The 13327-nt window shown below is 75.3% G+C and carries 9 protein-coding genes; 8 read left to right on the forward strand and 1 reads right to left on the reverse strand.

Annotated elements, in window-relative coordinates:
• Positions 1-41 precede the first annotated feature (41 nt).
• Positions 42-1016: a helix-turn-helix domain-containing protein gene (locus CLT75_RS03705; RefSeq protein ID WP_135239481.1), complete on the reverse strand. Its 975-nt coding sequence runs from the start codon at positions 1014-1016 to the stop codon at positions 42-44.
• A gap of 79 nt (positions 1017-1095) precedes the next feature.
• On the opposite strand from CLT75_RS03705, the gene recN reads away from it, so the two are divergent.
• The 8 genes from recN (at position 1096) to pyrG (ending at position 13323) form a co-directional block, all read left to right on the forward strand.
• Complete coding sequence (gene recN / locus CLT75_RS03710) at positions 1096-2853, forward strand: DNA repair protein RecN (RefSeq protein WP_013285583.1); 1758 nt, start codon at positions 1096-1098, stop codon at positions 2851-2853.
• Positions 2854-2971: 118 nt separating this feature from the next.
• Positions 2972-4150: a putative cytokinetic ring protein SteA gene (gene steA, locus CLT75_RS03715; protein ID WP_135239482.1), complete on the forward strand. Its 1179-nt coding sequence runs from the start codon at positions 2972-2974 to the stop codon at positions 4148-4150.
• Between the two features lie 27 nt (positions 4151-4177).
• Positions 4178-5119 (forward strand): copper transporter, encoded by a 942-nt coding sequence (locus CLT75_RS03720; RefSeq protein WP_013285585.1) that lies wholly within the window; start codon positions 4178-4180, stop codon positions 5117-5119.
• 60 nt (positions 5120-5179) lie between these two features.
• On the forward strand, positions 5180-6043 hold the full coding sequence (locus tag CLT75_RS03725) for a hypothetical protein (protein WP_135239483.1): 864 nt from the start codon (positions 5180-5182) through the stop codon (positions 6041-6043).
• 1 nt (position 6044) lies between these two features.
• Positions 6045-7742 (forward strand): lipid II flippase MurJ, encoded by a 1698-nt coding sequence (gene murJ, locus CLT75_RS03730; protein WP_135239484.1) that lies wholly within the window; start codon positions 6045-6047, stop codon positions 7740-7742.
• Positions 7739-8872 carry a glycosyltransferase family 4 protein gene (locus CLT75_RS03735; protein ID WP_135239485.1) on the forward strand — a complete coding sequence of 378 codons (1134 nt, stop codon included), beginning with the start codon at positions 7739-7741 and terminating at the stop codon, positions 8870-8872. The genes murJ and CLT75_RS03735 overlap by 4 nt, the downstream gene beginning before the upstream one ends.
• Positions 8872-11277 carry a hypothetical protein gene (locus CLT75_RS03740; RefSeq protein ID WP_135239486.1) on the forward strand — a complete coding sequence of 802 codons (2406 nt, stop codon included), beginning with the start codon at positions 8872-8874 and terminating at the stop codon, positions 11275-11277. The genes CLT75_RS03735 and CLT75_RS03740 overlap by 1 nt, the downstream gene beginning before the upstream one ends.
• A 315-nt stretch (positions 11278-11592) precedes the next feature.
• Entirely contained in the window at positions 11593-13323 is a 1731-nt protein-coding gene (gene pyrG, locus CLT75_RS03745; RefSeq protein WP_013285590.1) for a CTP synthase, read from the forward strand.
• Positions 13324-13327: the final 4 nt, after the last annotated feature.

A 13327-nucleotide genomic window follows, 5' to 3' on the forward strand; every position in this document is an offset into this window, starting at 1 on the left:
CGGGGCGGGGCGGTCCTGGGGCCGTCCCGCCCCGGCCCCGGTCAGATCCAGCCGCGCCGGGCGGCCTGGAACGCCAGCCCGGGCCGGGTGTCCACACCGGCGGCGGCCATCAGGTCGGCCAGCCGCCGCTGCACGGTACGCCGGCTCACCCCGAGCTGTGACGCGATCGACTTGTCCGGCACCCCGGCGACGAACAGCGACAGCAGCCGCGCCTCGTCGCCGTCGGGCTGGTAGCCGGTGGCGGCCCGGTCGGCGGGCGTGCCGAGCGGCGTCGCCATCAGCCAGTGGCTCTCGAACAGCGCCAGCAACGCGTCCAGCAGTTGGCTGCGGCCGATCACCGCGGCCGTCGGCTCGCCGCCGTCGCGGTCGGGCACCAGCGGGCACACCGCGGTACGACCGTCCACCACGGCCAGTCGCACCGGCAGCCGGTCCAGCACCCGGGCCTGCTCCCCGGCGCGTACGCCCCGCTCCACGTCGGCGAGCGCGCCCGGCTCCAGCAGCATCGCCCGTTCGTAGATGGCCCGGTACCGCACGCCCCGGGCCAGCGCGTCGAACTCCTCGACGTTCTCCGGGCCGGGCATCGCCAGCGGATTCGCCCGGCAGAACCAGAGCACCTCCTCGCGCGCCCCGTTCTGCAGCTCGCGCAGCCGTTCCCGCAGCGCCCGCGCGCCGGTGACCACCTCGACCAGGTGCGCGGCGTCGTGGCGGCGCATCCCGGCCCGGTAGTCCTCGGCGAGCCGGCTGACAGCGGCGCGGGCCTCCTCCAGCGCCGACTGGCGGCGCAGCAGCGCCTCACCGAGCGGCACGTCCGGCGCGAGCGGCCGCAGCGGCGCGTCCGGCTCCGGGCCGGTCGGCAGCACGAGACCCTTGTCCCGCAAGGCGTCCAGCCGGGCGACGACCTCCGCGCGGGGCCGCCCCAGCCGCTGCGCGAGCTCACCGGCCCGGGCCGTGTTCGCCCGTACCAGGCTGCGGTAGAGCTCCTCCTCGTCCGAGGTCAGGCCGATCTCCTCCAGCACGGGGCTGAACTGTACGGGTGCCCGCGGCTCGCCCTGCCGGCTGGTCAACTGTCACACGGCGGGGCTACTGTCGGGTGCTGTGCTGGAAGAGCTGCGCATCACCGGACTGGGCGTCATCGAGGACACCACGCTGCCGCTGGCCGCGGGGATGAACGTCATCACCGGCGAGACCGGCGCCGGCAAGACCATGGTGGTGACCGGCCTCGGCCTGCTCTTCGGCGGCCGTGCCGACGCCGGCCGGGTGCGCGCCCAGCCGGGCCGCGCGGCGGTGGAGGGCCGGCTTCGCCTGAGCGGACGGGTGGCCGAGGCGGTGCACGCCCGCATCCTCGACGCCGGTGGCGAGCCCGACGAGGACGGCTCGCTGCTGCTCAGCCGCACCGTGACCATCGAGGGCCGTTCCCGGGCCCACCTGGGCGGGCGCGCCATGCCGGTGTCCACGCTCGGCGAGGTCGGCGAGCAGGTGCTGGCAGTGCACGGTCAGTCCGACCAGCTGCGGCTGCTGCGCCCGGCCGAGCAGCGCGCCTCGCTCGACCGGTTCGCCGGGCCCGAGCACGAGAAGCTGCTCGACGCGCTGCGCGAGACGTACGCCCGGTGGCGCACCGTCGTCGACGACCTGGCCGACCGGCGGCGCAACGCCCGCGAGCGCAACCAGGAGGCCGACCTGCTGCGCCTGGGCCTGGACGAGATCACCCGGGTCGACCCGCAGCCGGGGGAGGACGACGAGCTGAAGGCCGAGGCGCAGCGGCTGGAGCACGCCGAGGGGTTGCGTACCGCCGCGCAGGTGGCGCAGCAGTGCGTGGCCGGCGGCGTCGAGGCGACCGACGAGACGCCGGACGCGACGGTGTTGCTCGGCACCGCGCGGCGCACGCTGGAGGCGCAGGCCGGCACCGACCCGGCGCTGGGTGAGCTGGCGGCCCGGCTGGAGGAGGCGGCCACGCTCGTCACCGACGTGGCCGCGGAGCTGTCGGCCTACCTGGCCGCGCTGGACGCCGACCCGGCCCGCCTGCAGACCGTGTACGAGCGGCGGGCCGCGCTGCGCGCGCTCACCCGCAAGTACGCCGACGACGTCGACGGTGTGGTGGCGTGGGCCGAGCGGGCCCGCACGCGGCTGTCCGATCTGGACACCTCCGACGAGCTGCTGGACGAGCTGGACCGCGAGGCGACCCGGCTCGCCGGTGAGGTGGCCGACCTGGCCGGCCGGGTGTCGGCGTCCCGGCGGGAGGCGGCGGTCCGCTTCGCCGAGGAGGTGACAGTCGAGCTGGCCGGGCTGGCGATGCCGCACGCCCGGATCGAGGTGGCGGTGCTGCCGCGCCCGGCGGGCCGGTCCGAGCCGAGCCTGCCGGTCAACGGCGTCGAGACCGGCGTCGGCGCGGACGGCGCCGACGAGGTGGAGTTGCGGCTGCTGGCGCACCCGGGCGCGCCGGCGCTGCCGTTGCAGAAGGGCGCGTCCGGCGGTGAGCTGTCCCGGGTGATGCTCGCCATCGAGGTGGTCTTCGCCGGTTCCGGCGGCCCGCCCACGCTGGTGTTCGACGAGGTCGACGCCGGTGTCGGCGGTCAGGCCGCGGTGGAGATCGGCCGTCGGCTGGCCCGGCTGGCCCGTAGCCACCAGGTGCTCGTGGTCACGCACCTGCCGCAGGTCGCCGCGTTCGCCGACCGGCACCTGGTGGTGGCCAAGGACACCGGGGGCGCGGTCACCACGAGCGGGGTGCGCGTGGTGGAGGACACCGAGCGCGCCCGGGAACTGGCCCGGATGCTCGCCGGTTTGCCGGACTCGGATCTGGGTATCGCCCATGCCGAGGAGCTCCTGGCCGTGGCGGCCAAGGAAAGGCGTCCGTGATACCCCGATTGTGAGCGCAAGCACACCGGCGCGGGTTCCGGTGTGCTTCCCTGGGTAGGCGGCCCTGCTCAGGCATGTCGCGACAGCAAAACCTGCCTCACATGCCAGGATGGTCACGATGCGTCTACCCACACTGCGCCGGAGCCGGAACCCGGAGCCGGGCTCCATCGTCGGCACCGCGCGCCTCGACCGGCGGACGAAACGCCTGGTCGGGCGGCTGCGACCCGGTGACATCGCGGTCATCGACCACGTCGACCTGGACCGGGTGGCGGCCGACTCGCTCGTCGCGGTGGGTGTGGCGGCGGTGCTCAACGCCAAGCCGTCGGTCTCCGGCCGCTATCCCAACCTCGGCCCGGAGGTGCTGATCTCGGCCGGCATCCCGCTGCTGGACGACCTCGGCGAGAGCGTCTTCGAGCAGGTCCGCGAGGGCGACCGGGTCCGCATCGAGGGCAACACCGTCTTCGTCGGCGACGAGCCGGTCGCGCACGGCTCGCTGCAGGACGCCGAAACGGTGGCCAAGTCGATGGCCGACGCCCGGGAGGGCCTGTCGGTGCAGTTGGAGGCGTTCGCCGCCAACACGATGGACTACCTGCGCCAGGAACGCGACCTGCTGCTCGACGGCGTCGGCGTACCGGAGATCCAGACCCAGATCCAGGGCCGGCACTGCCTGATCGTGGTCCGCGGCTACGACTACAAGGCCGACCTGGACGTGCTGCGCCCGTACATCCGGGAGTTCAAGCCGGTGCTGATCGGCGTGGACGGCGGCGCCGACGCGCTGGTCGAGGCGGGCTACACCCCGGACATGATCATCGGGGACATGGACTCGGTCACCGACGACGTGCTGCGCTGCGGCGCCGAGGTGATCGTGCACGCCTACCCGGACGGGCGGGCGCCGGGTCTGGCCCGGGTCAACGGGCTCGGCGTACCGGCGATCACCTTCCCGGCGGCGGCCACCAGCGAGGACCTGGCCATGCTGCTGGCCGACGAGAAGGGCGCCTCGCTGCTGGTGGCGGTCGGCACGCACGCCACCCTGGTGGAATTCCTCGACAAGGGGCGCGGCGGCATGGCGTCGACGTTCCTGACCCGGCTGAAGGTCGGCGGCAAGCTGGTCGACGCCAAGGGCGTCAGCCGGCTCTACCGGCAGAGCATCTCCGGGTCGTCGCTGCTGCTGCTGGTCCTGTCGGCGGTGGCCGCGATGGCCTCCGCGGTGGCGGTCTCCACCGTCGGGAAGGCGTATCTGGGCGTGGTCTCCGAATGGTGGGACAATTTCGTGTTCCAGCTCGGCCAGCTCTTCTAGCTCCCCGACGATCAAGAGGCTGCAAGCGTGATCAACTTTCGCTACCACGTGGTGTCCCTGACCGCGGTGTTCCTGGCGCTGGCGATCGGCCTGGTGGTCGGCACGGCCGCCCTCAACGGCCCGGTCGCCGACTCGCTCCGGGAGAACGTCAACGGCCTGCGCAAGGACAACTCGCTGATGCGCCAGTCGGTCAACAGCATGCAGAAGCAGCTGGAGACCGAGGAGGACTTCGCCGCCGAGATGGCCCAGCTCGTCCTGCCCGGCAAGCTGACCGGCCGCCGCGTGCTGGTGCTCACCCTGCCCAGCGGCCGCGACCAGGCCGAGGGCGTGGTGAAGATGCTCCAGACCGCCGGCGCCGACGTCACCGGCCGCATCGACGTGCAGGACAAGTTCGTCAACCCGGACAGCAACAACAACCTGCTGGAACTGGCGGTCACCGCGGCCCGGCCGAACAGCGCGCCCACCGGCAACCTGCCCGGCAACGGGCACGGTGTGGAGACCTCCAGCGCGCTGCTCGCCAACGTGCTGGTGGACCGCCCGGCCGGGAGCCCGCCGGTCAGCGACGCCGACCGGCGCGCCGTGCTGGAGCAGTACGCCACCGCCGGCTACCTCACCCCGGCGGACCGGATCTCCACCGCCGCCGAGGCGGTGGTGATGGTCACCGGCCAGCCGTACGTGGACAAGGACTCGGCGAAGAAGGACGAGTCGGTGGTGAAGATCGCCGAGCAGTTCGACAGGGCCGGCGCGCTGGTGGTCGCCGGCATGGGCTCGACCGGCGGCAACCTCGTCTCCGTGGTCCGCGGCGACCCGGTGCTGTCGCAGACCATCTCCACCGTCGACAACGCCAACACCGTGCAGGGCCAGCTGGTCACCAGCCTCGCGCTGGCGCAGCAGCTGACCGAGAAGAAGACCGGCCAGTACGGCGTGGGCGACAACGCCGCCGCCCGGGTGCCTACACTGCCCCGGTGACCGCGCCGGGCCGCCCGGTCCGTGCCGCGTCGCGTTCGAAGTCCGGATCGAGGAGGTCCCGTGAGACTGGGTCGGCTGCTGGCCGTGGGCGCGGGCGCGCTGGCCGCCCGCTACGTGCTGCGTCAGACGCGCACGTCGCCCGGCGGCCCGGCGCTGGAGCGCACCAACTACCGGGGCCGCACCGTGACCCTGGCCGCCGGTCCGGCCCTGGCCGTCGGCGCGGCCACCGGGGCCGCGCTGGGCGCCGGTAGCGCCCCGGCCGCCGCCGCCGCTCTGGCCGCCGGACTCGGCGCGGGCGCGGTCGGCCTCTACGACGACGTGGTCGGCGCGCGCCCCGAACAGAAGGCCGCCAAGGGCTTCGCCGGGCATCTCGCCGCGCTGCGTGAGGGTCAGGTCACCGCCGGGATGGTCAAGGTCGCCGGGGTCGGCGTGGCCGGGCTGGGCGCCGCCGCGCTGCTCGCCGCCGACCGGCGGGTCGCCGCGCACCCGCGCCGCCAGCGGGCCGGGGCGTTCGGCCGGGGGCTCGACGTGCTGCTCGGCGCCGGCGTGGTGGCCGGCACCGCCAACCTGGTCAACCTGCTCGACCTGCGGCCCGGCCGGGCGCTGAAGTCCGGCATGCTGCTCGGCGCGCCGCTGACCACCGGCCCGTACGGCGGCGTGGCGGCGGGCGCGGTGGGAGCCTCGGCCGCGCTGGTCGGCGACGACCTCGGCGAGCGGGTGATGGTCGGCGACAGCGGCGCCAACGCGCTCGGCGCGCTGCTCGGGGTGAGCCTCGCCGCGCGTACCGGGCCGCTGGGCCGGGCCGGTGTGCTGGCCGTGCTCGCCGCGCTCACCGCGGCCAGCGAGAAGGTCAGCTTCACCCAGGTCATCGCGTCCACGCCAGGGCTGCGGCACCTCGACGAGCTGGGCCGGCTCCCGGACTGACGTGACGAAACCGGCTCCTCTCGCCGCCGCCGGCCGGGTCGCCGGGGCGGCTGCCCTCATCGCCGTCCTCACCGTCCTCAGCCGGCTCGCCGGCTTCGGCCGTACCGCCGTGTTCACCTGGATGCTGGGCCCCACCGACCTCGGCGGCGCCTACCTGGTGGCGAACTACGTCCCGAACTTCATCTTCGAGATCGTCGCCGGTGGGGCGCTAGCCAGTCTCGTCGTACCGCTGCTGGCCGGCGCCGTCGAGGCGGGTGACCGGCGCGCGGTGGCCGCCACCACGGGCGCGTTGCTGACCTGGACGCTGAGCCTGCTGGTCCCGCTGGCGGTGCTGCTGGCGGTGTTCGCCGACCCGCTGCCGGGGCTGATCGGGAACGGTCTCAGCGAGGCGCAGCAGGCCTCCGGCGCGCGGATGCTGCGGGTGTTCGCGCCGCAGTTGCCGCTGTACGGCGTGGGCATCGTGCTGACCGGCGTGCTCCAGGCGCACCGCCGCTTCGCCTGGCCGGTGATCGCGCCGCTGCTGTCCAGCGTCACTGTCATCGCCGTCTACCTCGGGTTCACCGCCGCCGAGGGGCGGCTGGCCACGATCGGGGAGACCGGACGCGGCGGCGAGCTGCTGCTGTCCGCCGGCACCACGCTCGGCGTGGTGATGCTCTCGCTGTCGCTGCTGATCCCGCTGCGCCGGCTGCGGCTGCGGATCCGGCCCGGCTACCGCTTCCCGGCCGACGCCCGCGCCCGGGTCGGCGGGCTGGCGCTCGCCGGGGTGGTCACCGTGACCGCGCAGCAGATCGCCCTGGTGGTCGCGCTCAACCAGGTCACCTACGGCCGGACCGCCGACGTCGGCGTCTACAACCTCGCGCAGACCGTCTACTTCCTGCCGTGGGCGGTGCTGGCCGTACCGCTGGCGGTGGCCGCGTACCCGACGCTCGTCGCGGCCCGGGCCACCGGCGACGAGCGCGCCTACCGGCAGACCCTGGCCCCGGCGGTACGCGGGGTCGTGCTGCTCAGCCTGCTCGGCGCCGCCGCACTCGTCGGCACCGCGATCCCGGTCGGGCACTTCTTCTTCTCCGATCCGCTGGACGCGCGCACCGCGGCGGCCGGGATCGCCGGGTTCGCGCCCGGCCTGGTCGGCTACGGCCTGTTCGCGGTCCTCACCCGCGCGCTGTACGCCCGGGGTGAGACCCGCGCGGCCACCGTCGCCACGGCGCTGGGCTGGCTCAGCGTGCCCGCGCTCGCCGTGGTGGCCGCCCAGGTGGCGCCGCTGGCCGACCGGGTGCTCGCGGTGACGCTGGCGACCTCGGCCGGCATGCTGCTGCTCGGCGCGCTGCTGATCGCCGCGGTCCGGCGGGCCGCCGGCGGCGAGGCGCTGGCCGGGGTCGGCCGGGCCGGCGCCGCCGGGCTGCTCGCCGCCGTCGTCGCCGGAGCCGGCGGCACGGCCGTCGCGGCGGGACTCGCCGGGCTCGGTGACGGCACCCCGACGACACCGTGGGCCCTCGCGCAGGGCATGCTGTCCGGGGTCGTGGTCGGTGTCCTGTTCCTCGCCGTCGCCTGGCTGACCGACGCCCGCGACCTGCGGCCGCTGCTCGCGACCGTGACCCGCCGGCTGCGCCGGCGACGCCCGGCCGGCGGGGACGACGGCCCGCCGGCGCAGCAGCACCCCGGCGAGCGGGGTGACGGAAGGGAGACCGTTTCCTCATGACGGACGCCTCGCCGGCACCGCGCTGGCCCGGGTCGGTGGCCCTGGTGCTCGCCTCCAGCACCGGCGGCGTCGGGCAGCACGTCCGCTCGATCACCCGAGGGCTCACCGAGGCCGGCGCGTCCGTGCTGGTCTGCGGCCCGGCCGCCACCGAGGAACAGTTCGACTTCACCGGCGCCGGAGCCCGGTTCACGCCGGTGGAGATCTCGGCCAGCCCCACGCCGGGCGACGCGCGCGCGGTCACCGCGCTGCGCCGGGCGCTCACTGATACACAGGTCGACGTGGTGCACGCGCACGGGCTGCGCGCCGGCCTGGTCGCCGCGCTCGCCCGTCCCGCTGCGCCGCTGGTCGTCACCTGGCACAACGCGGTCCTCGCCGGTGGCCTGCGCGGCGCGGTGTCCCGGCTGGTCGAGCGGGTCGTCGCCCGGTCCGTGCGGGTCGCGCTGGGCGCCTCCGCCGACCTGGTCGACCGCGCCGCCGCGCTCGGCGCCGCCGACGCCCGCCTCGCCCCGGTCGCCGCGCCGGCGCTGCCCGCGCCGCGCCGCCGCCGCACGGCGGTACGCGCCGAGTTCGGCGTCGCCGCCGACCGCCCGCTGATCCTGTCGGTGGGCCGGCTGCACCCGCAGAAGCGGTACGACGTGCTGATCGATGCCGCCGCCCGCTGGCGGACCCGTACCCCCGCCCCGCTCGTGGTGATCGCGGGCAGCGGTCCGGCGTACCTGCCGCTGGCCGCCCGGATCTCGGCCGCCCGCGCGCCGGTGACGCTGCTCGGGCACCGCACCGACGTGGCGGACCTGCTCGGCGCCGCCGACCTGGCGGTGGTGACGAGCGACTGGGAGGCCCGCCAGTTGTTCGCGCAGGAGGCGCTGCGGGCCGGCGTACCGCTCGTCGCGACCGCCGTCGGCGGTCTGCCGGATCTGGTGGGCGACGCGGCAGTGCTGGTGCCGCCGGGCGACGTGGACGCCGTCGACGCGGCGGTGCGCGACATGCTCGACGACCCCGCGCGCCGGGCCGACCTGGGCCGGCGCGGCCTGGCCCGGGCCGCGACCTGGCCCACCGAGGCGGACACCGTGGCCGCGCTCGCCGGCCTCTACGCCGAGCTGACCCCGCAGCTCTCCACCGGGAACCGCTGATGCTGCGCAGACTGACCCCGGTGCTGCTGACGCTCGTCGTGGTGGTGCTGGGCATCACCGCGCTGTCCGCCCGCCCGGACGACGGCGCGACCCGGCCGAACGCCGACTACGTGGTGCTCGTCGGCGCGGCGGGCCTGCGGTGGGACGACGTCGACCCGGAGAACACGCCGACGCTGTGGCGGATGGCCGAGCAGGGCGCGATCGGGTCGCTCTCGGTCCGCTCCGCGCATCGCCCCACCTGCCCGGTCGACGGCTGGCTCACGCTCGGCGCGGGGAACTTCGCCGCCTGGCCCGGCGCCCGCCCGAGCGGCGGCTGCCCGGCCACCGCCGTCACTGTCGAACGGCCCGACGGCATCGGCGCGAACCTGCCCGACCAGCCCAGTGCCGTCGTGCACAACCAGGAGCAGCTCTCCTGGGGCGCCACGCCAGGCGCGCTGGCCGAGTCGGTGCGTTGCTCGGTGGCGGTCGGGCCGGGCGCCGCGGTGGCCGCCGCCCGCCCGTTCGGCCGGGTCGACAGGTACGCGCCCACGCTCCCCGAGGATCCGGCGGAACTGCTCGGCTCCTGTGTGCTGAGCATCGTCGACGTCGGCACCGTCGACGACGACGACCCGGAGGTACGGGCCGCCCAGGCGCGGCAGGCCGACGCCCGGCTGGCCCGGGTGCTCGCCGCCCGGCCACCGCGTTCGCTGGTGCTGGTCGCCGGCGTGTCCGACACCGACTCCCCGGCGCGGCTGCACGTCGCTGTCGCCGACGGCCCCGGCTGGGAGGGCGGCTGGCTGACCTCGCCCAGCACCGCCCGGTCCGGCTACCTGCAACTGATCGACCTGGCCCCGACAGTGCTCGCCGTGCTCGACAAGCCGATGCCGGAACGGGCGTTCCTCGGCCGCCCCGCGGTGACAGTCGACGACCGGCCGGATGATCTGCGGGCCGCGATCGAGGCGCCGGCCGACGCGGACCGGGAGGCCGCCGCCCAGCGCCGAGTCGCCGGCTGGTTCTTCACGCTGCTGGCCGCCGCGCAGCTCGCCCTCGCCGTGGCGGTGCTGCCGCTGCTGCGCCGGGCCCGCCGGCTCGCCGGCCCGCACGGACCGGAACCGGTGTCCCCGCGGATCGTCGCCGTGGTGGAACTGATGCTGATCGCCGCCGCGCTCGCCGTGCCCGCGGCGCTGCTCGCCGACGCCGTGCCCTGGTGGCGCGGCGACCACGCCGGCGTCTGGTACGCCTCGGTGACCGCGCTACTCATCGTCGGCGGCACCGCGGCGGTCCGGTTCACTCCCGGACACGAGCGCACCCTCGGCCCGCTCGGGGCGGTGGCCGGGCTGGCCACGCTCGTCGTCGGCGTGGACGTGCTCACCGGCTCCCGGTTGCAGCTCAACGGCGTGGTCGGCTACTCGGCGCTGGAGGGCGGCCGGTACGCCGGGCTCGGCACCGTCGGGCTGGGCGTATTCATCGCCGGGGCGCTGTTGTGCGGCGGCTGGCTCGCCCAGCGTTTCCGCAAGGGCTGGCGCCCGATGGTGATGGTGACGGTCGGCGGGCTCGCAGTGGTGATAGTGGGCAGCCCCTACCTGGGCGCCGACTCGATCGGCGCGATCGCGCTCACCGCCGGCGTCAGCGTCGCGGCCGCGATCTGCAGCGGCGGCTGGCTGACCGTGAGCCGGCTGGCCTGGGCCACCATGGCCGCGCTGGCGGTCACCGTCGGCTTCGCCCTGGTCGACCTGGGCCGTCCGGCGGACGAGCGGGGCAGCCTGGGCCGGTTCCTGGCCGCTGTGGGCGACGGCACCGGCGGGCTCACCGTGCACCGGTCCAGCAGCTCCAACATCCAGACGCTGGTGAACAGCCCGCTCACCGTGCTGGCCCTGGCCGGGGCGGCGCTGGTCTGGCTCGCGCTGCTCCAGCCGTGGGGCGGGCTGATGCGGCTGTTCGGCATCTACCCGGCGATCCGGGCGGCGATGGCCGGCACCGCTGTGGCCGTCGGGCTGGGCGGCCTCCTCGGCGGGTCGGCGCTGGACGTGGCCGGCGCGGCGGCGGCCCTCGTGGTGCCCATGGCGGCCCTGGCGGCGCTGCGGGTGCTCGACCACTCCACCGATCGTACGGTGCCCGACAGCGGCCGTGGCGGGGGTGAGACGGGCGCGGTCCCACCGGGCGGCCCGGACGACTCCTCCAGGGGCGGCGCGGCCGGCGACGGCGCGGCCGGTGACGGTGCGGCCGGTGACGGTGCCGGCCACCCGGGGAAGGCCGGGGAGCCGGCCGGACCGGACGGGCAGGACCCCGCTGGCACGAAGGCGCCGGACGGGCCGCGCCCCGCTGGCACGGAGGCACCGGACGGGCTCCGCGCCGCTGGCACGACCCGCGGGGCGCAGGTGCCCGCACAGCCGACCCCGGCGTCCTCGGAGATCCCCGCCGGCTGACCCGGGCCGCCCGCGCGGCCCGTCAGGTCTGCCGCCCGCCGGTTCGGGGAGGTGGCGGGGTCGAGGCCCGGTGGAAGGCACCACATCGGCGAGCTGGTGTCGATCAAGGTCCCGGATCCGGGCCGAACCCGGGCCGGAGGAGCGCCACGGGAGCGCCGGGGGAGGGCCGGCACCGGCCTCACGTGCGCCGACAGCGGGTGCGACGCCGGCTCACGGTCCGGATGGTGTTACCGTGGAATCCCGTGGATCGCGTGATCACTCTGCTGATCGGCACGGCGGTTCGCACGACCGCTACGGACGACACGGGAGCAGGCCTTGGCCCCTACAGCACGGACGACCAGGCACATTTTCGTCACCGGGGGCGTCGCCTCCTCGCTGGGTAAGGGCCTCACCGCCTCCAGCCTCGGGAGTCTGCTGACCGCGCGCGGACTGCGCGTGGTGATGCAGAAGCTCGACCCGTACCTGAACGTCGACCCCGGGACGATGAACCCGTTCCAGCACGGCGAGGTCTTCGTCACCGAGGACGGCGCCGAGACGGACCTCGACGTCGGGCACTACGAGCGGTTCCTCGACCGGGACCTCTCCGGCAAGGCGAACGTCACCACCGGCCAGATCTACTCGGCGGTGATCGCCAAGGAGCGGCGCGGGGAGTACCTCGGCGACACGGTGCAGGTCATCCCGCACATCACCAACGAGATCAAGGCCCGCATCCGCGGCATGGCCGACCCGGACGCCGACGGCCAGGTGCCCGACGTGGTGATCACCGAGGTCGGCGGCACGGTCGGCGACATCGAGTCGCTGCCGTTCCTGGAGTCGATCCGGCAGATCCGCCACGACCTGGGCCGGGACAACTGCTTCTACCTGCACGTCTCGCTGGTGCCGTACCTGGCGCCGTCGGGCGAGCTGAAGACCAAGCCGACCCAGCACTCGGTGGCGCAGCTGCGCAGCATCGGCATCCAGCCCGACGCGCTGGTGCTGCGCTGCGACCGGGAGATCCCGGAGAAGGTCAAGGAGAAGCTGTCGCTGTACTGCGACGTCGACCGGGAGGCGGTCACCGCCGCGCCGGACGCGCCGAGCATCTACGACATCCCGAAGGTGCTGCACCGCGAGGGCCTCGACGCGTACGTGGTGCGCCGGCTCGGCCTGTCGTTCCGCGACGTGGACTGGACCCGCTGGGACGACCTGCTGGAGCGGGTGCACCAGCCCCGGCACACGATCACCGTCGCGCTGGTCGGCAAGTACGTCGACCTGCCCGACGCGTACCTGTCGGTCAGTGAGGCGATCCGGGCGGCCGGGTTCGGCCACCGCGCCCGGGTGCAGCTCAAGTGGGTGCCCAGCGACGACTGCGTGACCCCGGCGGGCGCCGCCGCCGCGCTGTCCGGCGTCGACGGCATCGTGATCCCCGGCGGCTTCGGCGTCCGCGGCATCGAGGGCAAGGTCGGCACCGCCCGGTACGCGCGGGAGAACGGCATCCCGCTGCTGGGCCTCTGCCTCGGCCTGCAGTGCATGACCATCGAGGTGGCCCGCCACCTGGCCAACCTCGACGGGGCGAACTCCCTCGAATTCGACGAGGAGGCCGTGCACCCGGTCATCGCCACCATGGCCGACCAGGAGGACATCGTCGCCGGGCGCGGCGACCTGGGCGGCACCATGCGGCTCGGGGCGTACCCGGCGAAGCTGGCCGAGGGCTCGATCGTCGCTGAGGCGTACGGCAGCACCGAGGTCAGTGAGCGGCACCGGCACCGGTACGAGGTGAACAACGCCTACCGCGACCAGCTCACCAAGGCCGGCTTGACCATCTCCGGCACGTCGCCGGACGGGCGGCTGGTCGAGTTCGTCGAGCTGGACCGCAACCTGCACCCCTTCTTCGTGGCCACCCAGGCGCACCCGGAGCTCAAGAGCCGCCCCACCCGGCCGCACCCGCTGTTCGCCGCGTTCGTCGGCGCCGCCGTGGCGTACTCGCAGGCCGACCAGCTGCCGGTGGACCTGGACGGCGCGTCGAAGAAGGCCGGCCGCGGCGGTGGCGCGAAGGCCTCGGCCAAGTGAGCGG

The sequence above is a fragment of the Micromonospora sp. CNZ285 genome, from assembly GCF_004637285.1.

What these genes read in the sequence shown, in the direction of transcription:
- steA (WP_135239482.1), top strand. Translation starts at nt 2,972, where the DNA reads ATGCGTCTACCCACACTGCGCCGGAGCCGGAACCCGGAGCCGGGCTCC.
- CLT75_RS03740 (WP_135239486.1), top strand. Translation starts at nt 8,872, where the DNA reads ATGCTGCGCAGACTGACCCCGGTGCTGCTGACGCTCGTCGTGGTGGTG.
- CLT75_RS03735 (WP_135239485.1), top strand. Translation starts at nt 7,739, where the DNA reads ATGACGGACGCCTCGCCGGCACCGCGCTGGCCCGGGTCGGTGGCCCTG.